This is a genomic window from Amycolatopsis sp. MEPSY49 (assembly GCF_051337345.1).
GTDB lineage: Bacteria > Actinomycetota > Actinomycetes > Mycobacteriales > Pseudonocardiaceae > Amycolatopsis.
Genome location: NZ_JBDLYJ010000009.1, coordinates 352,590 through 374,732, shown reverse-complemented (window position 1 = coordinate 374,732; position 22,143 = coordinate 352,590). Strand labels below are relative to the sequence as shown.

The 22,143-nt window shown below is 74.6% G+C and carries 23 protein-coding genes and 1 pseudogene; 10 read left to right on the top strand and 14 right to left on the bottom strand.

Features of this window, described 5'->3' with window-relative positions; translation table 11 throughout:
- Positions 1-67: 67 nt before the first annotated feature.
- The 4 genes and pseudogenes from ABFJ78_RS34920 to ABFJ78_RS34905 all read right to left on the bottom strand — a co-directional run.
- Positions 68-988: pseudogene (locus tag ABFJ78_RS34920) on the bottom strand (hypothetical protein); the annotation flags it as partial.
- Positions 988-1,749, bottom strand: coding sequence for an ABC transporter permease (locus ABFJ78_RS34915; protein WP_436391359.1), 762 nt, complete (start codon positions 1,747-1,749; stop codon positions 988-990). The gene ABFJ78_RS34915 and the pseudogene ABFJ78_RS34920, both read right to left, overlap by 1 nt.
- Positions 1,746-2,651 (bottom strand): ABC transporter ATP-binding protein, encoded by a 906-nt coding sequence (locus tag ABFJ78_RS34910; protein ID WP_436391357.1) that lies wholly within the window; start codon positions 2,649-2,651, stop codon positions 1,746-1,748. Before ABFJ78_RS34910 ends, ABFJ78_RS34915 begins: the two co-directional genes overlap by 4 nt.
- Positions 2,652-2,771: 120 nt before the next feature.
- The gene (locus tag ABFJ78_RS34905) at positions 2,772-3,356 is read right to left on the bottom strand and encodes a helix-turn-helix domain-containing protein (RefSeq protein WP_436391355.1); all 585 of its coding nucleotides are present in this window, start codon (positions 3,354-3,356) and stop codon (positions 2,772-2,774) included.
- 65 nt (positions 3,357-3,421) lie between these two features.
- Between ABFJ78_RS34905 and ABFJ78_RS34900 the strand changes: the two genes are divergently transcribed.
- The 3 genes from ABFJ78_RS34900 to ABFJ78_RS34890 are packed head-to-tail and all read left to right on the top strand — an operon-like array spanning position 3,422 to position 4,854.
- Positions 3,422-4,027: an SAM-dependent methyltransferase gene (locus tag ABFJ78_RS34900; RefSeq protein ID WP_436391353.1), complete on the top strand. Its 606-nt coding sequence runs from the start codon at positions 3,422-3,424 to the stop codon at positions 4,025-4,027.
- Between the two features lie 20 nt (positions 4,028-4,047).
- Positions 4,048-4,524 (top strand): DinB family protein, encoded by a 477-nt coding sequence (locus ABFJ78_RS34895; RefSeq protein WP_436391351.1) that lies wholly within the window; start codon positions 4,048-4,050, stop codon positions 4,522-4,524.
- 36 nt (positions 4,525-4,560) lie between these two features.
- On the top strand, positions 4,561-4,854 hold the full coding sequence (locus ABFJ78_RS34890) for a hypothetical protein (protein WP_436391349.1): 294 nt from the start codon (positions 4,561-4,563) through the stop codon (positions 4,852-4,854).
- Positions 4,855-4,857: 3 nt separating this feature from the next.
- On the opposite strand, the gene ABFJ78_RS34885 is transcribed toward ABFJ78_RS34890, so the two are convergent.
- The gene (locus tag ABFJ78_RS34885; protein WP_436391348.1) at positions 4,858-5,442 is read right to left on the bottom strand and encodes a TetR/AcrR family transcriptional regulator; all 585 of its coding nucleotides are present in this window, start codon (positions 5,440-5,442) and stop codon (positions 4,858-4,860) included.
- Positions 5,443-5,519: 77 nt separating this feature from the next.
- Between ABFJ78_RS34885 and ABFJ78_RS34880 the strand changes: the two genes are divergently transcribed.
- Both ABFJ78_RS34880 and ABFJ78_RS34875 read left to right on the top strand, forming a co-directional pair.
- Positions 5,520-6,872, top strand: coding sequence for a DHA2 family efflux MFS transporter permease subunit (locus tag ABFJ78_RS34880; protein WP_436391347.1), 1,353 nt, complete (start codon positions 5,520-5,522; stop codon positions 6,870-6,872).
- Positions 6,873-6,910: 38 nt separating this feature from the next.
- Complete coding sequence (locus ABFJ78_RS34875; RefSeq protein WP_436391346.1) at positions 6,911-7,663, top strand: ZIP family metal transporter; 753 nt, start codon at positions 6,911-6,913, stop codon at positions 7,661-7,663.
- Between the two features lie 48 nt (positions 7,664-7,711).
- Here the strand turns inward: ABFJ78_RS34875 and ABFJ78_RS34870 are convergent, their stop codons facing one another.
- The 4 genes from ABFJ78_RS34870 to ABFJ78_RS34855 form a co-directional block, all read right to left on the bottom strand.
- The gene (locus ABFJ78_RS34870) at positions 7,712-8,215 is read right to left on the bottom strand and encodes a hypothetical protein (RefSeq protein ID WP_436391345.1); all 504 of its coding nucleotides are present in this window, start codon (positions 8,213-8,215) and stop codon (positions 7,712-7,714) included.
- Positions 8,216-8,291: 76 nt separating this feature from the next.
- Positions 8,292-8,453, bottom strand: coding sequence for a hypothetical protein (locus ABFJ78_RS34865; protein ID WP_436391344.1), 162 nt, complete (start codon positions 8,451-8,453; stop codon positions 8,292-8,294).
- A gap of 50 nt (positions 8,454-8,503) precedes the next feature.
- The gene (locus tag ABFJ78_RS34860; RefSeq protein ID WP_436391343.1) at positions 8,504-9,001 is read right to left on the bottom strand and encodes a hypothetical protein; all 498 of its coding nucleotides are present in this window, start codon (positions 8,999-9,001) and stop codon (positions 8,504-8,506) included.
- Between the two features lie 48 nt (positions 9,002-9,049).
- Complete coding sequence (locus ABFJ78_RS34855) at positions 9,050-9,598, bottom strand: MarR family winged helix-turn-helix transcriptional regulator (protein WP_436391342.1); 549 nt, start codon at positions 9,596-9,598, stop codon at positions 9,050-9,052.
- Positions 9,599-9,652: 54 nt separating this feature from the next.
- Here ABFJ78_RS34855 and ABFJ78_RS34850 point away from each other — a divergent pair, with 54 nt between their 5' ends.
- Entirely contained in the window at positions 9,653-10,372 is a 720-nt protein-coding gene (locus ABFJ78_RS34850) for an SDR family NAD(P)-dependent oxidoreductase (protein WP_436391341.1), read from the top strand.
- On the opposite strand, the gene ABFJ78_RS34845 is transcribed toward ABFJ78_RS34850, so the two are convergent.
- Positions 10,359-11,150 carry an IclR family transcriptional regulator gene (locus ABFJ78_RS34845; protein ID WP_436391339.1) on the bottom strand — a complete coding sequence of 264 codons (792 nt, stop codon included), beginning with the start codon at positions 11,148-11,150 and terminating at the stop codon, positions 10,359-10,361. The genes ABFJ78_RS34850 and ABFJ78_RS34845 overlap by 14 nt on opposite strands.
- Before the next feature lie 100 nt (positions 11,151-11,250).
- Here ABFJ78_RS34845 and ABFJ78_RS34840 point away from each other — a divergent pair, with 100 nt between their 5' ends.
- Positions 11,251-12,360: a mandelate racemase/muconate lactonizing enzyme family protein gene (locus tag ABFJ78_RS34840; RefSeq protein ID WP_436391337.1), complete on the top strand. Its 1,110-nt coding sequence runs from the start codon at positions 11,251-11,253 to the stop codon at positions 12,358-12,360.
- Entirely contained in the window at positions 12,348-13,475 is a 1,128-nt protein-coding gene (locus tag ABFJ78_RS34835; protein WP_436391335.1) for an iron-containing alcohol dehydrogenase family protein, read from the top strand. Before ABFJ78_RS34840 ends, ABFJ78_RS34835 begins: the two co-directional genes overlap by 13 nt.
- Before the next feature lie 4 nt (positions 13,476-13,479).
- Here the strand turns inward: ABFJ78_RS34835 and ABFJ78_RS34830 are convergent, their stop codons facing one another.
- Positions 13,480-14,085 carry an SGNH/GDSL hydrolase family protein gene (locus ABFJ78_RS34830; RefSeq protein WP_436391333.1) on the bottom strand — a complete coding sequence of 202 codons (606 nt, stop codon included), beginning with the start codon at positions 14,083-14,085 and terminating at the stop codon, positions 13,480-13,482.
- Positions 14,086-14,133: 48 nt separating this feature from the next.
- Here ABFJ78_RS34830 and ABFJ78_RS34825 point away from each other — a divergent pair, with 48 nt between their 5' ends.
- A complete protein-coding gene (locus ABFJ78_RS34825) occupies positions 14,134-14,949 on the top strand; it encodes an alpha/beta hydrolase (RefSeq protein ID WP_436391331.1) in 816 nt (271 codons plus the stop codon).
- Here ABFJ78_RS34825 and ABFJ78_RS34820 read toward each other — a convergent pair.
- Together ABFJ78_RS34820 and ABFJ78_RS34815 are read right to left on the bottom strand one after the other, a co-directional pair.
- The gene (locus ABFJ78_RS34820) at positions 14,946-17,672 is read right to left on the bottom strand and encodes an ATP-binding protein (protein ID WP_436391329.1); all 2,727 of its coding nucleotides are present in this window, start codon (positions 17,670-17,672) and stop codon (positions 14,946-14,948) included. The genes ABFJ78_RS34825 and ABFJ78_RS34820 overlap by 4 nt on opposite strands.
- A gap of 183 nt (positions 17,673-17,855) precedes the next feature.
- The gene (locus ABFJ78_RS34815) at positions 17,856-19,052 is read right to left on the bottom strand and encodes an amidohydrolase family protein (protein ID WP_436391327.1); all 1,197 of its coding nucleotides are present in this window, start codon (positions 19,050-19,052) and stop codon (positions 17,856-17,858) included.
- Between the two features lie 106 nt (positions 19,053-19,158).
- Between ABFJ78_RS34815 and ABFJ78_RS34810 the strand changes: the two genes are divergently transcribed.
- Positions 19,159-20,361 carry an MFS transporter gene (locus ABFJ78_RS34810; protein WP_436391325.1) on the top strand — a complete coding sequence of 401 codons (1,203 nt, stop codon included), beginning with the start codon at positions 19,159-19,161 and terminating at the stop codon, positions 20,359-20,361.
- Here the strand turns inward: ABFJ78_RS34810 and ABFJ78_RS34805 are convergent.
- Entirely contained in the window at positions 20,342-22,006 is a 1,665-nt protein-coding gene (locus ABFJ78_RS34805) for an alpha/beta fold hydrolase (RefSeq protein ID WP_436391323.1), read from the bottom strand. The genes ABFJ78_RS34810 and ABFJ78_RS34805 overlap by 20 nt on opposite strands.
- Positions 22,007-22,143: the final 137 nt, after the last annotated feature.

The following is a 22,143-nucleotide window of genomic DNA, read 5'->3' as shown; positions in this document are numbered from 1 at the left end:
CGCCGGCGATCCAGTGGGTGGCCGGGAAGCTGGTGTCCGGGGCGCAGGAGAGCAGGCCGGTGGTGTCGAGGTGCCAGGGGACGCCGAGGCCGGTCAGCACGGCGGCGGGGATCAGCTGGGGGAGGAGGAGCAGGACGGCGCCGGCCGCGGCGGCACCGCCGAGCGCGCCCGCGGCGATCAGGCAGACCGCGGTGATCCCGGCCAGCGGCCAGCGCAGGGCGCGCAGGGTTGTTGCCACGGAAGGGAAACGCGCGATCAGCCAGCAGGCCGCGACGACCACGAGGGCAAAGACCAGGGCGCCGGCGACGGTGGGCCCGACGGCCACGGAGAACGCGGCTTCCAGGTGGGCGGGGGAGGGTGGGCCGCCTTGGGTGGGAAGGCCGGAGCCAAGGCCGCTCGGCCAGGGCTGGCTCACCCCGGTGGAAGGCCCGGCGCCAACCCCACCCGGCAAGATCTGGCTCACGGCCGAGGAAGAGCTGGCGCCAAGCCCGCCCGGCCAGGGCTGGTTCACCCCTCCGGAAAGGCCGGAGCCAAACCCACCCGGCAACGCATCACGCACTCCCGCCGAAGAGCCCGGAAACGGCAGCCGCGTCGAAGCGCAGCCTCGCGCCGCGCCGACCCCACCCGGCAAACCCACCTTTCCCCCTGCCCACAACGCAATCCCGCCCAACACCCCCGCAAAAGCCACCCCCGCCACCGCACCGCGCACGAGCAACCCCTCACGACGCCGCAGCACCAGCCACCCCAGAACCACCGCCCCCGCAAGGGAAACCCCGAGCGGAATCCCGCGCAGCCCACCCTCCACCCCGACCGGCAGCCCACCGACCGTCGCCCCTTGGAGGTCGACCGACCCACCCGCGGCCAACGCGACCACCGCGGCCGTCACGGAACGATCCACCCCGAGCAGCAGCAACCCCGCCGCCGCCACACCGGCCATCGCGAGCAGCGCCGCGGCCGCCGCCACCAGACCGCGGACCACCTCTCGCATCACACGTCCCGGCGGCGGAAGACCACGAACGCCACCGCCAGCACCGCGGCCACCCCGACGCACATCCCGCCCAGGTTCAGCCACGGGTGCGGGAAGTCCGGGTCGGGCACCGTCTTCAGGACCGCGGACGCCCCGAGCGTCGGCCAGTAGAAGAACAACCCGCGGACCCACGCCGGGAACAGGCCCGCGAGCGCCGGGACCAGGAAGACGATCCCGACGAGCGTCGCCAGCGCGCCCGCCGTCGCCCGCATCATCGTGCCGAGCCCGACCGCCAGCAGGGCGATTGCCGCCAGGTAGAGCCCGCCGCCCGTCACGGCGGACAGCGCGCCGGGGTCGCCGAGCGACGCCCGCGGCAGGTCCTGCGCACCCAACACAGCCTGGCCCAGGAAGAAGGCGGCGAACATCAGCACCTGCCCCGCAAGCACGGCGACGGCGACGGCCACCACGACCTTGGCCGCCAGCAGCCGGTTGCGGCGGGGCGTGGCGATCAGGGACGTCCCGATCAGCCCGGTCGCGTGCTCGCCGGTGACGACCAGGATGCCCAGCACCCCGATGATCAGCTGCGCCACGATGTACGACGTCAGGCTGCGGTTGGTCGGGTCCCAGGCCTGCGGATCCTCGGCGTACGCCTTGCCGGCGGCGTTCATCGCCAGCGCCGTGATGCCGAGCCCGGCCGCGAACAGGCACGCCAGCGTGTACCAGGTCGACCGCAGGCTGCGGAGCTTGATCCACTCGGCGTGGACGGACTGGGCGAAGCTCACGCGCTCGCTCCTTCGTACTCGACGCTGTCGCGGGTCAAATCCATGAAGGCGTCTTCGAGCGAGACGCGCTGCGGGGTGAGTTCGGCGAGCGCGACGCCGTGGTATGCCGCGAGCTTGCCGATCTCCCCGCTCGTCAGGCCGGAGACCACGAGCGAGGCTTCGGCGCCTTCCCGCACGCTGGCCCCGGCGGTGGCGAGCAGCCGCGCGAAACCGGCGTCGGGCGTGCGGACGAGCACGGTTCCTTCGCCGCGCACGAGTTCGCTGACGGCGGTGTCGGCGACGAGCCGGCCGCGGCCGATCACGACCAGGTGGTCGGCGGTCTGCGCCATCTCGCTCATCAGGTGGCTGGACACCAGCACGGCCCGGCCCTCGCGGGCCAGGGAACGCATGAAGTCGCGGATCCACCGGATGCCCTCGGGGTCGAGCCCGTTCACCGGCTCGTCGAAGATCAGCACGCGCGGGTCGCCGAGCAGCGCCGCCGCGATGCCGAGACGCTGCCGCATGCCGAGGGAGAACCCGGCGGTGCGCTTGCCCGCCACGCTCTCCAGCCCGGTCCGGGCGAGCACTTCGCCGACCCGGCGCCGCGGGAGGCCGTTGCTCACCGCGAGGGCCAGCAGGTGGTCGTATGCTTTCCGGCCGCCGTGGACGGCGCCCGCGTCGAGCAGCGCCCCGACTTCGGTCAGCGGCACGGGGAGGTCGTGGTAGCGGCGCCCGCCGATCGTGGCGGACCCGCGCGTCGGCGCCGCGAGGCCGAGGATCAGCTTCATGGTCGTGGACTTGCCCGCGCCGTTCGGGCCGAGGAATCCGGTGACCTGCCCGGGTTCGACGGTGAACGACAGGTCGTCCACGACGGTGTCGGGGCCGTACCGCTTGGTCAGGCCGCGCACTTCGATGGTGGTCATGACGGCGAGCCTGGCCCGGCCGCCTGGCCGGTTCCTGGGAGGTTCTGGGAAAACCCTGGGAGTTCGCGCGGCCGGGAGCGGGTTCGCCCGCCGCTTCCCCGGAAATCGATCCCGGCCGGGTCAGTCCCGGGTGGCGCGGGCCCGCAGGTGCGCCCGTTCGCCGTGCCGGCCGAAGAGGATGAGCAGCTCGACGGCCTGCCCGTCGGCACTGCCGAGCCAGTGGGGGAGCGTCGTGTCGAACTCCGCGGCCTCGCCCGCCGGCAGCACCAGGTCGTGCTCGCCGAGGACCAGCCGCAGCTTCCCGTGGAGCACGTAGAGCCACTCGTGGCCGTCGTGGGTCTGGTGCACCGGCTCCGGTGGTCGGTCGCTGCTGGGGATGAGCATCTTGTACGCCTGCATGCCGCCCGGCCGCCGGGACAGCGGCACGAACGTCATGCCGTAGCGGTGGATCGGCGCGAGGTGCACGCGCGGGTCGCCGGTGCGGGGCGCGCCGACGAGGTCGTCGAGCGGGACGCGGTAGGCGCGGGCCAGCGGCAGCAGCAGTTCCAGGCTGGCCCGCCGCTGCCCGCTCTCCAGCCGCGACAGCGTGCTCTCCGACACCCCGGTGGTGCCGGCGACCTCGGCCAGCGTCAGCCCGCGGGTGCGGCGCAGGGCCCGCAGCCGGGGGCCGACCGCGTGCAGGACGTCCTCGATGTCGTCACTCACCCGGCCATCTTGCCGAAACCGCAAGAAAGCCTGCCACTCCGGCACGGCCACGCCACGGTGGAGCCATGACCGCCACGGAATTCTGGGACGCCCACTACGCGACCCCGCGCGCCGCACCCCGCCCGAACGTCCGGCTCACCGAAGCCGTCGCCGACCTGACGCCCGGCACCGCGCTCGACCTCGGCAGCGGCGCCGGCGGCGACACGCTGTGGCTCGCCCGCCGCGGCTGGCACGTGACGGCGGCCGACATCTCCGGCGTCGCGACCGGCCGCCTGGCCGAGCGCGCCGGCGAACTCGGGCTCGGGGACCGGGTCACCGCCGAGCGGCACGACCTGGCCGAAACGTTCCCCGCGGGCCGCTTCGACCTCGTCTCGGCGCACTACCTGCACACGTCCTTCGCGTTCCCGCGCGCCCGCGTGCTACGTCAGGCCGCGCACGCGCTGGCGCCGGGCGGCCGGCTGCTGGTCGTCGACCACGGGTCCGTCGCGCCGTGGTCGTGGGACCAGGAGGCCCGGTTCACCTCCCCGCGCGAAGTGGCCGAATCGCTCGAGCTCGACGCCGGCGAGTGGACCGTCGAGCGCGCCGAAGCCCTGTCCCGCCAAGCCACCGGACCCGGCGGCCAGATCGCCGAAGTCGTCGACCACCTGCTGCTGATCCGCCGAACCCGCTGACCGTCCGAGGAGGACACTCCATGCCCCGCCGACGCGACACCCCGCCCCCGCGGACCGGACCCGCCGAGAAGGACGTGCTGCGCGGGTTCCTCGACCAACTGCGCGCCGCCGTGGCGGCCAAGGCCGAGGGCGTACCGGAACCGCAGGTCCGGACGCCCGGCGTGCCGTCGGGCACGTCCTTGCTGGGCTTGGTCCGGCACCTGACCCACGTCGAACGCTTCACGTTCCTCGGCGAGCGCACGGCCGACTGGCCGGCCACGTTCCGGCCGCGTCCGGACGAGACGGCCGCCGCGCTCCTGGCGGGCTACCGCGCGGCGGTCGCCGAGTCCAACGCGGTGATCGACGCGTGCGCCGACCTGACCGAGCCGGTGGCGCGGCCCAAGGGGACACCGCCGTCGATGCGCTGGGCCCTGGTCCACATGATCGAGGAGACCGGCCGCCACGCCGGCCACGCCGACATCCTGCGCGAGCTGATCGACGGGTCGACGGGCCGGTGACCGGGTTCGCGCCGCCCGATGTGCGACAGTGGCGGGATGAGCGGCCCGAACCACCACCGGCCGGCCTCGGTCGCGGAGCTCGCGCGGAGTCCCGCGTGGACGGTGACCGGGTCACGCGGACGCTGGAGCACCGCCGAGCGCGTCCTCGCCCTCGGCGGCAACCGCTGGGTCGTCGGGCTGACCCCGACGGCGCACGGCGCGACGGCCCTGATGCTGTGGTGCGACGACGACGTGGTCGCCCACCGGCGTGGTCCGGAGGCGGCGCTGTGCGAGACCGCGCTGCGGTGGGTGGCCAACCTGCTGGCCGGCCGCCCGTGGGACGGGCGCTGAACTTCACGCTCCTTCGCGGCGGGCGGCGCGTTCGATGGCGGGGACGGCGATGTCGTCGACGATCGCGGCCAGGTCATCGTCGGTCGGCCGGTGGTGGCGCACCACCAGGTCGTGGCGCAGCAGCGCGGCCGGCGCGTCCACCACGTGCGCCGGGACCGCCCCCGGGCCGATCTCGCCGCGTTTCGCGGCCCGCTCGACGATCGTGGCGAGCAGGTCCGGGACGACCTCGAGGTCTTCGGTGGGCAGGTGGTCCAGCTCGCCGGCCAGGCCGTTCATGATCGACGCGCCCACCAGGTCGTAGCGGTCGCGCCACCAGCGCAGCGCGGCGATCAGGTCGTCGCGGAGGCGGCCGGTGTCCGGCGGGGCGTCCACCGGGGGCAGGTGCGCGCGCACCGCGGCGAGGACGAGCCGCGCCCGGCTCGGCCACCGCCGGTACAGCACCGGCCGGCTGGTCCCCGCGCGCTGCGCGACCGCGTCGACCGTGAAGCCCGCGTAGCCGACGCTGTGGAGTTCTTCCCAGGCCGCGTCGAGCAACGCCCGCTCCAGCTCGGGACCCCGGCGTCTCCGCCGCACGGCGTCATCGGTCATCGGCACCCCCTAGACACATTGTGTATCTTATCCTAGCCTCGATAATAAGATGCACACTGTTTCTTACTGGAGGGCGCATGGTCCGGCTCGCCCTGGTGCTCGTGCTCGGCGCGATCGCGCCGCTGCTCGACGCGACGATCGCCGGCGTCGCGCTGCCGACGCTCGCCCGCGAGTTCGCGGCCGGTACCGCCGCCGTCGGCTGGGTCAGCACCGCCTACCTGCTCGCGGCGGCCGTCACCATCGCGGCGAGCGGGTGGCTGAGCGAGCGGTTCGGGACGAAACGGGTCTGGCTGACCGCGCTGGCCGTCTTCGCCGCCGGGTCCGCGGGCGCCGGCGTGGCCGGGGATCTCGGCAGCCTGATCGCGTTCCGCGCGGTGCAGGGCGTGGGCGCCGGGCTCGTCCAGCCGGTGATCTTGACGATCCTGGTGCGGACGGCCGGACCGGAGCAGCTGGGCCGGGTGCTGGCGATCGTCACGGCCGTGACCGTGCTCGTGCCGATCCTCGGGCCGGTCGCCGGCGGCCTGATCCTGGCCGGCGGGGACTGGCGGTGGATCTTCTTCGTCAACGTCCCGCTGTGCGTGCTCGCCGTCGTCGCCGCGGGATTCGTCGTCCCGGCCGAGGCGCCGTCCCGCCCGCCGCGGTTCGACGCGCCGGGGCTCGCGCTCCTGGCCCCGGCGCTGGCCGGCGTGCTGTACGGGCTTTCGCGGGCCGCGACCACGGCCGGGTTCGCGGACGCGCGGGTGCTCGTCCCGCTGGCGGGTGGCCTGCTGCTGCTCGGCGTGTACGTCGTGCGCGCGCTTCGCGGTGATCACCCGCTGGTCGATCTCCGGCTGTTCCGGATCCCGTCGTTCGCCGCCGCGGGCGGGGTGCAGTTCCTCGCCGGATTGTCCTTATACGGCGCGATGTTCCTGCTGCCGTTGTACTACCAGCAGGTCCGCGGGCAGGACGCGCTGGCCGCGGGCCTGCTCCTCGCGCCGCAAGGGCTGGGGTCCCTGCTGGTGCGGCCCCTGGGCGGCGTCGTCGACCGCGCCGGCGCCGCGCGCGTGGCCGTCACCGGCGTGCTGGTGTGCGCGCTGGCCACGGTGCCGTTCGCCGCGGCCGGGCCGCGCACGAGTCCGCTGCTGCTCGGCGGCGCGCTGCTCGTGCGGGGCGCCGGGCTGAGCGCGGCCAACATCGCCGTCATGGCCGGGGCTTTCCGGGACGTCCCGCGCGCCGCGGTGTCCGGCGCCAGCACCGTGACGCGGGTGCTGCAGCAGACCGGCGGCTCCCTCGGCACGGCGGTGCTCGCGGTCGTCCTGGCGGCGCACGCGGGCTCGGTGACGTCGGCGTTCCACGCGGCGTTCGCGTGGTCGGTCGCGTTGACCGCCCTCGCGCTGCTCCCGGCGTTCCTGGTGGGTGGCCGGGGTGTCCGCGCGGACGCGAAGGGGTAGTCCCCTCGCGAACGTGCTGTCGGTGGAAGGTGGCTTGCGTGCCGGAATGGGTGGAAGCGGGACTGTGGGGTCTCGTCGGCGGGATCGCGCTGGTGCTGGGCGCCGCCGTCGCGTGGTGGGTGCGCGTGTCGCGGCGCGTCGTCGCCGGGATCATGGCCTTCGGGGCCGGGGTGCTCATCTCCGCGCTGGCCTTCGACCTCGTCGACGAGGCCCAGCGGGCCGGCGGGCTCGGGCCGACCGCGGGCGGTTTCCTCGGCGGCGCGGTCGTGTACGTCGCGATCAACGTCGTCCTCGCGCGCCGCGGAGCCCGGCACCGCAAGCGCTCCGGTGCCCAGCAACCGTCCGAACAGGACAGTTCCGGCAGCGGTGCGGCGATTGCCGTGGGCGCCCTGCTCGACGGCGTGCCGGAGTCGGTCGTGCTGGGCGTGTCCCTGCTCGGCGGCGGGGGAGTCGGGCTGACGGTGCTGGCGGCGGTGTTCATCTCGAACGTCCCGGAAGGACTGTCCAGCGCGGCGGGGATGAAGACGGCCGGCCGCGGCGCCCGCTACGTCTTCGGGGTGTGGAGCGGAATCGCGCTCGCCAGCGGGGCGGCCGCGTTGCTGGGCAACGTCCTCCTGCGCACCGCCTCGCCCGCGACGATCGCGGCGATCACGGCGGTGGCCGCCGGCGCGATCCTGGCCATGATCGCCGACACCATGATCCCGGAGGCCTTCGAACGCACCGAGCTGTACACGGGCCTGCTCGCCACGCTCGGCTTCCTGACGGCGTTCGTGATCGAGCACGCCGGCTGACGAACGAGCCCGGGCCCGCCGGCGGTGCGGCGGGCCCGGGGCCGGGTTCTAGCGGATGGTCTTGTTGGCGGCGAAGTAGGCGTTCGACGGCGTGAGGAACGACAGCACCACGCCGATGACGGCGACGACCACGCTGACGTAGCCGAGCACCGTGGACTGCCCGGCCAGCACCGAGATCAGCTGCAGGGCGGTGATCACCGTGAGCACGATCCGCGCCCAGTTCCGGCCGGCGCGCAGTTTGAACGCGAACAGCAGGTACAACGCGGCGATGATCACGGCGATCACGAGCGCGACGACCATCGTGACCGTCACGGCCTGGTCGATTTGCGCGTCGGTCAGCGAGCCGCCGCTTTGTCTGTTCGAATTCCGCAGCGTGTCGGCGATCGCGTCACGGCTTGCGAAGATCAGGAAGCCGCCGACGAGGCCGATGACAGTCGAAGCGATGAACGCCCAGAAAGCCCCTTCGACCGTGCTGGGCCGCGCCGGCGCGGCGGCGGGCTGCCCCGCCGCCGCGGATTCGGGATAGTTCGGATAGTTCGGTGATTCGGTCATAGAGATCGAATAGCACGCGCACGACCCGGCTGCAGAATGAACGGGCGTTTCCGGCGCGAAACCGTGATCTCGGAAGTCAGTGCCGGCGGCCGAGGGCCTCCCGTTTGACGAAACCGATCACCGCGGTCGCGACGAACAGCACCGCGCCGACGATGATCAGCCAGAAGAGGCCCTTGATGACGATGCCGAGGACGGCCAGGACGGCCCAGACCACCAGCAGCCCGATGAGAAGACCCATGTCAGCTCCCCTGTCGAAGGTCCCGGCCGGATACCCGCGCGCCGGGCTCGCTACACGCGGCAGCGCCGTCGCCAGTACGCCCAGGTGACGGCGGCGAGCAGCGGCGCCCAGAGCAGCAGCGGCAGGTAGCAGGCGACGAGCAGGGCGTGCCAGCCCGGGCCGGCGAACGTGACGGCCCCGAACCTGGGGAAGTCCCGGAACGCGTACGCCCAGATCACCGCGAGCGCCAGCGCTCCGAGGGCCGCCGGGACGATCGCCGCGGACGGCGCGACCCGGCGGCCGCCGAGCAGCGGGATCCACTGGGGAACGCGCTCGCCCCACGGCCGGACCAGGCCGAGCGTGAGCAGGGCCAGTGCTTCGGAGACGACGCTCAGGCCGACGATGTACGCGGCTTCGCCGAACCCGATGGCGTAGTAGGGGCGCAGCCCGAGGTCGGCGCCGCCGGCGAGGAAGAGCCGCCAGATCCCGGACGGCAGGGTCACGAGCGGGACGGCGTGCGCGGCGACGACGGCCCACCGCTGCGGGCGGACGACGGATGGTGCGGTCATGCTCCCGACTCTGTCCGGTTCGCGGCGCCGTGACCTCCCGCCGGGGTATCAGCCGTCCCCTCGCTCGGGGGAGGCGCGCGCGTGCAGGGTCGCCTCCAGCTTGGCGAGCAGCCCGGTGAGCGTCGCGCGCTCGTCCCGGTTCAGCCCGCCGATCAGGTCCGCTTCGTGCTCGAGCAGCCGGCGCACGGTCGCCTCGATCAGGGCGTGCCCGGAGTCGGTGAGCTTGACCGCGACCGCGCGGCGCGACGCCGGTGAGGGCGCCCGCTCGACCAGCCCGGCCTGCTCGGCGCGGGCGATCCGCTGGGAGATCGCGCCCGCGGTGACCAGGGTGCGGCGCGTGATCTCGCGCGTCGTCAGCTCGTACGGCGGCCCGGCGCGCCGGATCACGCTCAGCAGGTCCAATGTCGACGAATCGATCCCCAGCTCGGCCAGCGTCCGGCGCCGGTCGTCGGCGAGGAGCTTGGCGATCCGCCAAGCGGGCGTGATGACCTCGATGGACTCGGTCCGCACGCCGGGCAGCTCGCGCTGCCAGGCCGCCGCGATGTCCGCCGCGGGCCAGCGCAGGATCGCTTCCATCGGGTAGCCGTCGTTGGACACCGTCGCCTCCGCGTTGCTACGTTTAGAGCTAAACATAGCAGAGGAGGAGTTTTCGTGAGTCGTATCGTGCTGGTCACCGGCGGCGGGAGCGGGCTCGGCAAGGCGGTCGCCGCCCGCTTCCGCGCGGCCGGGGACACCGTGGTCGTCACCGGCCGGGACGCCGGCCGCCTCGAGCGCGTGGCGAAAGAGCTCGACGTCCGCCCGATCCCGTGCGACGCCACCGATCCCGGGCAGGTGACCCGGCTGGCGGACGAGCTGGGCCCGGACCTCGACGTGGTCGTGAACATGGCGGGCGGCAACACCGATTTCGGCGGTGAGCAGGGCCCGGGGCTGGCGGGTGTGCTGTCGGCGTGGCGGGCGAACCTGGACGCCAACCTGCTCAGCGCCGTGCTGACGACGACCGCGGTGCTCGGCAAGCTGCGGCCGGGCGGGACGATCGTCAACGTCGGGTCGATCGGCGCCGAGTACGCCTCGGGTTCCTATGGGGCGGCGAAAGCGGCGCTGGCGGCGTGGACCGCCGGGCTGTCGTCCGAAGTCGGCCCGAAGGGGCTCACCGCGAACCTGGTTTCGCCCGGGTACATCGCCGAAACCGAGTTCTTCCAAGGACAATTGTCCGACCAGCGGCGGGAAGCGCTGATCGCGGCGACCCACAACGGCCGGGCCGGCCACCCCCGGGACATCGCGGAGACCACGTACTTCCTGGCCTCCGAAGGCGCCCGCCACATCACCGGCCAGACGCTGCACGTGAACGGCGGCGCGTTCACCACCCGCTGAAGTCCACTGTGGACGGGCGTCGGGCGGGCTCCCAGCCCAGGTCCGCGGAAATCGTCGCGGCGGCCCGCGCGGTGACCCGGCCGGCATCGTCGAGGCGCTCGCCGAGCCGGCCGACGGGCGCGGAGACGTTGAGGGCGGCGACGACCCGGCCGCGGAAGTCCCGCACCGGCGCCGAAACGCCGACCAGGCCCGGCTCGAATTCTTCGTGGACGCGCGCGTACCCGTCCCGGCGGGCTTCCTCGACCTTCGCCAACAACCGGGGCAGGGTGTCCACTTCGGACGGTTCGGGGAAGCGCACGTAGAGGTCGTCGGGGGAGGCGTCGAGCAGCAGCACGCGCCCGGCGGACGTGCGGCGGGCCGGGACCCCGCGGCCTTCCCAGCCGGGCGCGCGGAACGAGTGCCCGGACACCGAAAGCACGGTGAGCACCTCCTGCCCGCGCAGGACACAGAGGTGGGTGGTCTCTTCGAGGTCGGCCGACAGCTGCCGCATGACCGGCTCGGCGGCGCGGACGAGCCGGTCGTCGACGGTCCGGGCGACGAGCGAGAACAGCCGCCGGCCGAGCCGGTAGCCGAGCGTGTCGGGATCCCGTTCGACGACGCCTTCCTCGGCGAGCGCCTTGAGCGCCCGCGAGACCTGGCTCTTCTCCCGCCCGGTGAGCCGGGCGAGCCGGACAACGCCCAGCCCGCCGGCGCGCTGGGCTTCCGGGGAGGCGAGCGCTTCGAGGAGGTCCAGGTCGCGGCGGAGGCCGTGCCCCGGGTGGCGCGGGTCGTCGGGCATGCCGCGAACGTAGCAAGCCGCGGTTGGCGTGAGCGCAACGCGCGTTGCGATCTCCCGCCGCGGCTTGCCCGGCGTTTCCGGTGGCTCCTACCGTCGACCTGTGCGGATCACGGCCATCACCCTCGACCGGCTGCGACTGGAGCTGGACCCGCCGCTGCACGCGGCCTGGGACCCGGACCGGCGCCGGCACTTCGACGCCACGATCGTGCGGGTGCGCACCGACGACGGCGTCACCGGCATCGGCTCCGGCGACACCATGGCCGGCTTCGAGGCCGTCGAGCACCTGTTCCTCGGCGAGGACCCCCTCGACATCGTCCGGCACGTCCAGGCCATCGAGACGGCCAACTTCCACGGTGGCCGCTTCTGGCCTCTCGAAGCCGCGCTCTGGGACATCATCGGCCAGGTCGCGGGCCTGCCGGTGGCGACGCTGTTCGGGAACGCCACGCGCTCGCTGCCCGCGTACGCCTCCTCAGCGGAGCTGAGGCCGCCGGAGGAACGCGTCGAAACGGCGCTGCGCGCGCGGGAAGCCGGGTTCCGGGCGATGAAGATCCGCATCGCCCGCGACCGGGTGGCGGACGGCGTCGCCGCGGTGGCCGCCGTCCGCGACGCGCTCGGCCCGGGCTTCCGGATCATGGTGGACCTCAACCAGTCCTGGCGGATGGCCGGCGACACGAGCGCCGCCACCGACCTGGCGGACACCCGGCGACTGGTGCGCCGGCTGGCGGAACTGGACGTCTTCTGGGTCGAGGAACCGTTGCCCTACCCCGATCTCGCCGGCTTCCGGACGCTGCGGGCGGAGAACCCGGGAGTCCGGATCGCGGCGGGCGAGATGCACCACTCGGTGCCGGAGCTGCTGCGGTACCTCGAAGAGGACGTTCTCGACGTCTACCAGATGGACGTCGTGCTGGCCGTCGGCCTGCACCGCGCCCGGACGCTGGCCGAGCTCGCACGGCTCAAGCACCGCGCGTTCACCCCGCACAGCTGGACCAACGGCATCGGGGTGCTCGCCAACCTGCACGTCTCGGCCGGGGTCGGCGGCGGCCCGTACTTCGAGTTCCCGTGGGACCCGCCCGGCTGGACGCCCGAGCGCCGCGACTTCATGCTGGCGGAACCGCTGATGATCAGGCCGTCCGGCGACCTGGAGGTTCCCGCGCGGCCCGGGCTGGGCGTCGAACTCGACGAGGAGGCGGTGGACCGGTGGCGGATCTGACGCGCTGGACCGTGGAACCGGCCGGGCGGACCGAATACGGTCCCGGCGTCCTGGCCGAGCTGCCCGCCTTCGTCGACTCCCTGGGGCACGCGCGGGTGTTCGTGGTCACCGACCGCGGCCTGCGGGCGACCGGGATCGTCGGGCGCGTCGAGAAGCTCCTGACGGCGGCCGGGATCGAGCACGCCGTGCACGAGGACGTCGGCCCGAACCCGTCGACGGCGGAGCTGGACCGCGGGGCCGCGCGGCTGCGCGGGTTCGGCGTCGCGACCGTGCTGGCGCTCGGCGGCGGGTCGGCCCTGGACGCGGCCAAGGGCATCTCGCTGCTGGCCGGCAACCCGGGCGCGGCCGCCGCGGACGCGGACCGGCTGTGGGGCGCGGGCGACGGCCTGCCGCTGATCGCGGTGCCCACCACCGCGGGCACCGGCGCGGAGACCAACGGCTTCGGCGTCACCGAAGACCGGTGCACCCGCCGGAAGGTCTACATCGGACACTCGTCGGTGCGGCCGCGGATCGCCGTCCTCGACCCGGAACTCACCCTCGGCCTGCCCGCCGCGGTGACGGCCGCGACCGGGTTGGACGCCCTGGTCCACGGCATCGAGTCACTGGCGTCGCGCGGGTCGACGCCGTTCTCCGCGGCGTACGCGACGCGGGCGGTCGAACTGGTCGGGCACTGGCTCCCGGTGGCCTGCCGCGACGGCGGCGACCTGGCGGCGCGGTCCGGGCTGATGCTCGGCGCGCACCTGGCCGGGCACGCGCTGACGTTGTCCGGGCTCGGGCTGGTCCACGGGATCGGGCACGCGCTGACCGCGCACACGGGTACCCCGCACGGCGTCGCGCTGGCGGCGGTGCTGGAGGAGGTGATGGCGTTCAGCGAGCCGGCGTACGAAGCCACCGCTCGGGCGTTGCGCTCGCCGGCCGGGCCGGGTGCGGCGATCGAGGCGGTGCGCGGGATTTCCGGCGCCATCGGGATCAAGCGCCCGCTGCGCGAACTCGGCGTCACCCGCGGGGACATCCCGGCGATCGCGGCGGCCGCGGTCGCCGACGCCGTCACGAAGAACGCGCCGCGGCTGCCGTCGGAGGCGGAGGTCGTCGAGCTGCTGCACGGGGTTTACTGAACCGCTACGCGGCGAGGTCGGCCGCCACCGCGACCAGGTGGGGCGCCAGCGCGTCCGCGATCACCGCGTAGCCCGCCGACGAGGGGTGGAACCGGTCCGCCGAGAAGAGCGTGGTGTCGGCGGCGAACCGGGCGGTGAGCTGCGGGCCCGCGGTGGCCACGGCGCCGCCGGCCCGGATCGCGGCGTCCGCCTGGGCGTTCGCGTAGTGGCCGCTCGCCGCGGAGACCAGCTGCCGGTAGGGCCCAGGCACCCGAGACACGACGCCCAGGTCGGGGGCCGGCACGACGAGAACGCGGGCGCCGCCGCGGACGAGCCGGGCCACGGCGTCGTGCAGCTGCCGGGCCCCGACCGCCGGCGAGACGAACCCGGCCAGGTCGTTCGCCCCGATCACGATCAGCGCCAGATCGACGCCGTCACGCAGGGCGGCGCCGGCCTGGCGGTCCAGGTCGGCCGAGCGGGCGCCGGGCACGCCGTAACCCTGGAGCCGCACGACGTGGCCCTCGGCGCGCAGCCGCCGGGCGAGCCGCTGCCCGAGGGTGTCCTCGGGGCGTGAACTGCCGACGCCGGCGGCCAGCGAGTCGCCGAGGACGCAGAATCGGAGAATGCTCATCGTCTCCTACAACGTCCGCGCGGCGTGGTTGTTTCCCGGATGGTCCGCTTGACTAGGACGGTGGTCGTGCGGGTGCTGCTCGGGCTGGTGCTGGTCGTCGTGCTGGTGCTGGCGCTCGTGTGGGTCTTCCAGCGGCGCCTGATCTACCTGCCGGACACCACGCCGGTGCCCTCGGCCACGACGGTGCTGCCCGGCGCCGAGGACGTCCGGCTCCGCACCACTGACGGCCTCGACCTGGGCGCGTGGTTCGTCCGGCCCGCTCAGGGGGAACCGATCGCGACGGTGCTGGTGACGAACGGCAACGGCGGCAACCGGGCCGACCGGGCGCCGCTGGCGGCGGAGCTCGCGCGGGCGGGGCTGGCGGTGCTGGTGTTCGACTACCGCGGCTATGGCGGCAATCCCGGCGACCCCAGCGAGGAAGGACTGGCGCTCGACGTCCGCGCGGCGTGGCGTTTCCTGACCGAGGACCGGCGGGTGCCGCCCGGCCGGATCCTCTTCTACGGCGAGAGCCTCGGCTGCGCGGTGGTGGCGGAGCTGGCGCTGGAGCACCCGCCGGCCGGGCTGCTGCTGCGGTCGCCGTTCACCGAGCTGGCCGCCGTCGGCGCCGAGGTCTACCCGTACCTGCCGGTGCGGCTCCTGCTGCGCGACCGGTTCCCGGTGAAGGACGAGGTCGCCCGCCTGCGCGTCCCGACGGTGGTGGTCCTCGGCGGCCGCGACTCGATCGTCCCGCCGGCCCAGAGCCGCGAGGTCGCCGCGGCGGCCTCGGCGCGGCTGGTGGAGATCCCGGACGCCGACCACAACGACCCGGTCCTGCTCGACGGGCCCGAGCTCGTCGAGGCGGTGTTGTCGCTGGTGCCGCGCTAGGCGTTGGTGGTGACCCAGGTGGCGATCTGGGCGCGGTTGGCGCAGCCGAGCTTGGTCAGGATGTGCTGGACGTGGCTCTCCGCCGTCCGCTCGGAAATGTGCAGCAGCGCGGCGATCTGCTTGTTCGTCAGCCCGTCGGCCACGTGCGCGGCGACCTCGCGTTCGCGGCGGGTCAGCGGGCCCGGCGTGTCGCCGCGCAGGGCCGCCGCCAGCGCGTCGGCCGCCTGCCGGACCGGGGCCATGCCGAGCCGCTCGGCCGTCGCCGACACCGACGCGGCCAGGCCGAGCGCTTCGTCGACGTCGCCCGGGCGAGCGCGCCGCGCCAGCGTCTTGGCCAGCTCGAAGCGCGCCAGCGTCGCGTACGGCGGGGTGCCGGCTTCGTCGTTGGCCGCGATCGCGAGCCGGGACTCGCGCACGGCTTCGTCGAGCCGCCCGGCGGACGCGGCCGCGAGCGCGAGGTACCGGTGGACCGAGCCGGTGACGAGGATCGAGCCCGCGCCACCCGTGACGAACAAGCCGGCGTGCGGCCGCAGGATCGCCACGGCCCGCTCGACGGCCTCCGGCGGCCCGAACTCCGCGCCCAGCTCGACGGCCGCGGCGGCGACCGGCAGCGTCGCGGGCACCGGAACGGGCTCGGGAACCGCAGCGCGGCGGTAGAGCTCGTCCGCCCGGGCCCGCTCGCCGACCTGCAGCAGCCACGCCGCGTGCAGCTGGGCGACGAACGGCGGGGCGTTCTCGGTGAAGATGCGCTCCATCGCCGGCGTCACCAGGCCGGTCCGCCCGGTGAGCCCGACGACGGCCGCCAGCACGGTGATCGGCACCCCCTGCAACGACAGGTGCGCCCGGTCGGCGACGAGCGCGAAGCTCTGCTGCAACGCCTCGACGGCGTCGTCGAACCGGCCGCGCGCGATGGCGAGCGTGGCGGAACTGCGCAGGTGGTGCCAGCGCGCGAGCGGACGGCGGAGGCGTTCGGCCGGCAGCCGCAGCGCGTCGAGCTCCTGCTCGGCCTCCCCGAACCGGCCGAGCATGAGCAGCGCGTCGAACCGCCACAGGTGGCCCCACAGCAGCACGTCGGCGTCGTCGCGGTCCTCGCCGAGGGCGATCATGCGGTGGGCGAGCGCCAGCCGTTCGTGCACGCCGCCGGGGGCGGAGCGCACCATCTGCCGGGCCCGCAGCGCCGAGCAGAGCACGTCCGGGTCGCCGAGCCGGTCGGCGATCGCCAGCGCCTCGGCCGACGCGGCTTCGGCGTGGTCGCCGCCGAGGAACCCGGCTTCGCCCGCGTGCAGGGCGAGCAGCCGGGCGCGCAGCGGGTCGTCGCCCGGCGGCAGCTCGGCGAGCGCCTCGCGGGCGATCTTGGAGCCGTTGAAACTGCCCCACGGGTCGGACAGGCCTTCCATGGTCAACGCGATTTCGCCCAGCAGCGCCGGATCACCGGCCTCCCGCGCCGCGCCGGCCGCGGTTTCCAGCGCCCGGGAACCGCGTTCGATCTCGCCGCCGCGCAGGTGCGCGGCACCTTCGCGGCGCCCCAGCCGGGCCCGGTCGGCGGCGGACGCGGGGGCCGCGTCGAGCGCGCGCCGGTAGAGCTCGGCCGCGCGTTCCCAGGCGAGCTGGGCCAGCGCCTGGTCGCCGGCGCGTTCGGCCCACTCCGCCGCTTTCGCCGCGTCGCCGACGGGCAGCGATTCCAGCCAGTGGTGGGCGATTTCCGACGTCCGGGCCGGGGCCCGGCGCTCGAGCCAGGCCGCCATCCGGGCGTGCGCGGTCAGTCGCGCCGCGGTCGGCAGGGCCGCCGCCGCGGACTCCCGGATCAGGTCGTGCTTGAAGCTGCGCGCGGTGACGATGCCGGCTTCGGCGGCCTCGTCGAGGTCGGTCAGGACGTCGGCGGCTGCCCGGCCGGTGACCTCGGCGAGCGCGGCCGGGTCGACGTCCCGGCCGAGCACCGCGGCGGTCGCGACGAGCAGCCGGCACGGTTCGCTCAGCCGGGCCAGCCGCGCCCGGACGGTGTCCACGACGCCGTCCGGCAGCGCGTTTCCGCTGGCGCCGGCCAGCCGGGCCAGCTCGGCCACGAAGAAGGGGTTGCCGCCCGAGCGGCGGCTGACCAGCGTCGCGACGTCGACGGGGAGCCCACCGCGGCCGAGCTGCTCGACGACCTCGGCTTCGGTCAGGCCGGCCAGCCGGATCCGGGTCAGCACCGGCTCGCGGGCCAGCGCGGCGAGCGCGGTGGTGAGGGCTTCGCGGCCGGTCGTCTCGGTGTCCCGGTAGGTGGCGACGATCAGTACGGGCGCGCGGTCGAGGTCCCGGGCGAGGTGGACGAGCAGGGCGAGCGACGCGGCATCGGCCCACTGCAGGTCGTCGAGCACGGCGAGCAGGCCGTGTGGGGTGGCGGCCTCGCGCAGGCCGTCGGCGAAGGCTTCGAACGCTTGGAAGCGCGCCTCGGCGGAACCGTTCGCGTCGCCGGTCGGGAACGGCCGGTCCAGCGAGCGCGCCAGCTGCCGGAAGACCCAGTAGGGCGGGCTGCCTTCGTCGTCGCTGGCGCGTCCCCAGCCGACGGGGACGCCGGTGGCTTCGGCGTGCCGGGCGAATTCCCGGGCGAGGCTGGTCTTGCCGATGCCGGGTTCACCGACGACGAGCACGACCCGGCCCCGCCCGGCCCGCGCTTCCGCGAGGCCGGCGCGCAAGAGGGTCAGCTCGCCGGCCCGGCCGACGAAGCCCCGGCCGAGCTCCATGCGCCAGTACGATACGGCGGTTCAGCGGCTTCGGCGTGCTTTGCCAGGCCGGCGGGGGATACGGTCTGCCGCCGGGTCAGCGGGGCTCGCCCGGCCACCGGAACTTCGGCCCGGCCGGCCAGATCGGCGCCGGGAACCACGACGCCCGCGCCAATCCCTTCACCAGCGCCCGCCAGAACGCCTTCACGCCACCCACCTCCCTCGCGAACAGACCGCCCGGACCCGCAGCAACGCCCGCGGGTCGGCCAGCGGATCGCCGTCCACCGCCAGCAGGTCCGCGTCGAACCCCGGGGCCACCCGGCCCTTGCGGTGCGCCAGCCCGCACACGCCCGCCGCGACCGAGGTGATCGCCCGCAGCGCGTCCGCCGGGGACAGCCCGATCTGGCGCAGCATCAACGGCGCCCACGGCAGCACCCCGTGCGGCTTCACCGGTGCGATCCCCGCGTCCGTGCCCGCGACCACCCGTGCCCCCAGTTCCCGCAGCCGCCGGTAGTTCGCGATCACGCCCGGCATCCGGCGCGCGATCTCCTCGGGCGGCGCCAGGCCCTCCACCGGCACCATGCCGACCGTCGCCCCCACCGCCACCCCCTGGTCCACGACCGCGCGCAGCAGCTCCTCGGAGTGCTCGACACCCGTCGCCGTCCAGAACGTCACGTGTTCCATGCCGTCCACACCGGCCGCGAGGGCGTCGGCGATCGACGACGTGCCGTGCGCGTGCGCCGTGACCGGCAGCCCGTGGCGGTGGGCCTCGTCGACCGCCGCGCGCAGGACGTCCCGGTCGAACTGGGCGTCCTCCTGGCGCGTGCCCGGCGTCATCGTCCCGCCGCTCGCCATGATCTTGATGACGTCCGTCCCGCGTTCGACGTGCTCGCGCACCGCCGCCCGCACCCCCGCCTCGCTCGCCTCCGCGACGCCGCCGAGGAAGTGGCAGTGCCCGCCGGGACTGGTGATCGGCGGCCCGGCGGCGACCAGCGAAGGCTGGTCCGCGCGGTCTCGCAGCGCCAGGGACAGGTAGCCGCGGTCCCCGAGGTCGCGCACGGTGGTCACCCCGGCCCGCAGCGACGCCCGCCCGCCCTCGGCCATCGCGGCGAGCGCCTGCTCGTCGTCGCGGGCGGCCAGCCGCGCGACCGGCTCGGTGCTGGCGTCGAAGGCCAGGTGGACGTGGGTGTCGATCAGCCCGGGCAGCAGCGTCGCCCCGCCCAGGTCCACGACGTCGGCCCCGTCGGGCGCGGTCCCGCCGGACTCGACACCCAGGATCGTGGTGCCGTCCAGCACCACCAGCGGGTTCGCCACGAGTGCGGACCCCACGCCGTCGAACAGCCGAGCCGCGCGCACCGCCGTGAGCCGCCGCCGTTCGGTCACCAGAAGCTGTTTCGTCATGCGGCCACGATCGCCCGGATCCGCGGTCCGCACGTCCGGGCAACTACGGAGACGCGGTACGGAGATCCTTGACCTCCAGCATGCTCGAGGTCTTAGCGTCGCCGGTATGACCGAGACGACGCTCGCCGACGTGCGGCGGCCCCCGAGAGCGGTGCTTCCCGCGCTGCTGGGGGTCAGCACCATGACCATCATGGCCAGCGCCACGATCACCCCGGCGCTGCCCGGGATGGAACGGCACTTCGCCGCCGAGCCGCACGCCGAGCTGCTCGTGCGGCTCGTGCTGACCCTGCCGGGGCTGGCGATCATGGTGTCCGCGCCGCTGCTGGCCCGGCTCAGCGGCCGGACCGGCCGCGTCCCGGTGCTCGCCGCCTGCCTGGTGCTCTACACCGTCGGCGGCGGCTCCGGCCTCTTCCTCGACTCCCTGCCGGCGCTGCTCGCCGGGCGGGCCCTGCTCGGCGTCGGGATCGCGGGCGTCATGACGACGTCGACCGCGCTGCTCGCCGACCACCACCCGCCCGCCGAGCACGGACGCGTGCTGGGCCTCCAGGGCGCGGCGATGGGGTTCGGCGGCGTCGTCGCGCTGCTGCTGGGCGGGCTGCTCGCCGCGATCAGCTGGCGGGGGCCGTTCGCGGTCTACCTGCTCGCGGTGCCGCTGCTGGTCCTGGTGCTCCGGTTCGTCCCCGAGGCACCCGTTCAGACCGGCACCGAAGAGGTGCCGGGGTCTTCGCCGTGGACGCCGCGGCTGCTCGGGCTCTACGCGGTGATGTTCCTCGGCATCGTCGTGTTCTACACCGTGCCGACGCAGGCGCCGTTCTGGCTGGCCCAGGTCGGCGGCGCGGGCCCGGCGGTCGCGGGCGCGCTCATCGCCGCGGTCAACCTGGTGATGACGGTGGTGGGGCTGAACTTCCGCCGCCTGCGCGCCCGCTGGAGCTTCCCGCGGCTGGCGACGGCGATGTTCGCCGCGTTCGCGCTGGGGCTGGTCGTGATCGGCACGGCGGGCTCTCTTTGGACGGCCGCGCTCGGCATGGTGGTGGTCGGCTTCGGCATCGGCCTGCAGAACCCGACGGTCAACGGCTGGGTGGTGGCTTCGGTCGCCCCGGACGCGCGGACGAAGGCACTGGGCCTGCTGACGTCGGCGCTGTTCCTCGGCCAGTTCGCGTCCCCGCTGGTGGCCCAGCCGCTGATCGACGCCGCCGGGCTGGGCCGGACGTTCGTCTTCGCCGGCGTGCTCGCCGCGGTGATCGCGGGGATCCTGGCCGCGGCGCACGGGGTGCGCCGCGGCCGGGCCGTCAGCGGTTCACCGCGCTGACTTCGTCCTGAACCCGCGTCCGCACCGCGCTGTCGGCCGACAGTCGCGTTTGGACGGACGCCTTGCTCCGCACCGGGCCGGCGACCGGGTACACCTCGTCCTCGCCCAGCAGCGGGACCCCCGGGCACGTCGTGCTGCCGGGCCGGGAGTTCTTGGTGAGGAACACGTTCACCAGCCCGTCGACGCACGGGTTGCCCGCCAGCGCGTACTGCCCGTGGAACGGCGAGTCGTCGACCGACACCAGCGGGACCCGCGCCGCGCGCGCCGCCGCGGCTGCCTGCTCGTAGCCGGTCTGCGGGTCGAATTCACCTTGCACCACAAGGATGTTCGACGCCACCGAAGCGGGGACGTCCGGGAGTTCGTGCCGCGGCGCGTCCGACCAGAAGCCGCACGTCTCGCCGAGGCCGTAGGCCCAGCCGAACAGCGGGTACCGCGGACCCTGCTGGTCGCTGAGCCGCTTGTACCAGGCCGCCGACCGGGTGGGCTGGTCGCCGCACGCGACGGCGAAACGGGTGCCCGGCGCCTGGGTGTAGTCCGGCGCCGCCGCGGCTACGACGGCCGGGGTCACGGCGGCGGCCGGCACCCCGAACTCCTTGCGGGACGCCGCCTCCATCGCGTCGGCGAACGCCGGCGGGGGAGTGGCCGTGGTGCCGTCGAGCGCCGCCGCGCCCTGGAGGAAGACCAGCGCGCCGAGCAGCCACTGGATCTCGCTGCCGTTGCCGACGAAGATGCCGTCGAAGGTGTCGGGGGCGACGCCGTGGCTGCCGTAGTAAGCGCGGACGCGTTCCCACTTCGCCTTCACCTGCGCGGGGGTCGCGCCCAGCTGCGCGGCGAAGTTCCGGGCGAGCCACGGCACGTAGACGTCGTCGAACTGCCGCTGGTCGATCACCGGGAACGCCTCGAAGTCCGCCTGCAGCCGGCCTTCGAAGTTCACGCTGGAGTCGAGCACGGTCTTGCCGGTGTGCTCCGGGAACAGCGACGCGTACTTCGCGCCGAGCCAGGTGCCGTAGGAGTAGCCGAGGTAGTTCAGCTTCTCGTCACCGAGCAGCGCGCGGATCAGGTCCATGTCGTGCGCGGTCTGCCACGTCGTGACGTACGGCGCGACGGCGTCGCTCTGGCACGACTCGGCGATGGCGCGGGGACGCTTCTGGTGGTCGGCGATGCTCGCCGCCGACCGGTCACGGGCGTCCAGCGGCCCCTGCGGCAACCTGCCGACCGGGACCTGGCACTGGAAGCCCTTGTCGTCGGTGCCCGCGTGCCCGGTGCCGCGCGGGTCCATGCCGACGAAGTCGTACAGCTGGTGCACCGATGGCTCCAGCGCGGCGAGCGGCCCGGCCAGCGTGCTGCCCTGGCCGCCCGGCCCGCCGGGGTTCAGCAGGAGCGCGCCCTGCCGGTCACCGGTGGCGGCGGCGCGACTGATCTGCACCGTCAGGTCGGTGCCCGCGGCCGGGTTCGCCCAGTCGCGCGGCACGGTGACCAGCGCGCACTGCGTCGGCGCGTCGTCCGCGCCCGGCTTGAACGGGCAGTCGCCCCACTGGAGCTGCTGGGTCGTGTACGGCGTGAGCGGGTCCGCGGCCGCGGCGGGCACCGCCGCCGCGAAGAGGGCGGCCGTCGCGGCCGCCAGTCCTGTCCGGGAAATGCGCACCGGGAGTCCTTCCGTAGCCGGGTGGGGTGCGCCCGAGCCTGGCCCGGCGCCGGCGGCCGGTGATCAACCCGGGGGACGAACTCGCTGCCGCGAACTAAGCCCGGGGTATGAGACGGCTCAGCGCGCGCCGGCACGCG

Coding starts and splice junctions, on each gene's coding strand:
- ABFJ78_RS34845 (WP_436391339.1), bottom strand. CDS start 11,150: ATGCCCGACGACCCGCGCCACCCGGGGCACGGCCTCCGCCGCGACCTG.
- ABFJ78_RS34820 (WP_436391329.1), bottom strand. CDS start 17,672: ATGGAGCTCGGCCGGGGCTTCGTCGGCCGGGCCGGCGAGCTGACCCTC.
- ABFJ78_RS34830 (WP_436391333.1), bottom strand. CDS start 14,085: ATGAGCATTCTCCGATTCTGCGTCCTCGGCGACTCGCTGGCCGCCGGC.
- ABFJ78_RS34865 (WP_436391344.1), bottom strand. CDS start 8,453: ATGGGTCTTCTCATCGGGCTGCTGGTGGTCTGGGCCGTCCTGGCCGTC.
- ABFJ78_RS34815 (WP_436391327.1), bottom strand. CDS start 19,052: ATGACGAAACAGCTTCTGGTGACCGAACGGCGGCGGCTCACGGCGGTG.
- ABFJ78_RS34895 (WP_436391351.1), top strand. CDS start 4,048: ATGCCCCGCCGACGCGACACCCCGCCCCCGCGGACCGGACCCGCCGAG.
- ABFJ78_RS34910 (WP_436391357.1), bottom strand. CDS start 2,651: ATGACCACCATCGAAGTGCGCGGCCTGACCAAGCGGTACGGCCCCGAC.
- ABFJ78_RS34890 (WP_436391349.1), top strand. CDS start 4,561: ATGAGCGGCCCGAACCACCACCGGCCGGCCTCGGTCGCGGAGCTCGCG.
- ABFJ78_RS34870 (WP_436391345.1), bottom strand. CDS start 8,215: ATGACCGAATCACCGAACTATCCGAACTATCCCGAATCCGCGGCGGCG.
- ABFJ78_RS34880 (WP_436391347.1), top strand. CDS start 5,520: ATGGTCCGGCTCGCCCTGGTGCTCGTGCTCGGCGCGATCGCGCCGCTG.
- ABFJ78_RS34885 (WP_436391348.1), bottom strand. CDS start 5,442: ATGACCGATGACGCCGTGCGGCGGAGACGCCGGGGTCCCGAGCTGGAG.
- ABFJ78_RS34900 (WP_436391353.1), top strand. CDS start 3,422: ATGACCGCCACGGAATTCTGGGACGCCCACTACGCGACCCCGCGCGCC.
- ABFJ78_RS34810 (WP_436391325.1), top strand. CDS start 19,159: ATGACCGAGACGACGCTCGCCGACGTGCGGCGGCCCCCGAGAGCGGTG.
- ABFJ78_RS34860 (WP_436391343.1), bottom strand. CDS start 9,001: ATGACCGCACCATCCGTCGTCCGCCCGCAGCGGTGGGCCGTCGTCGCC.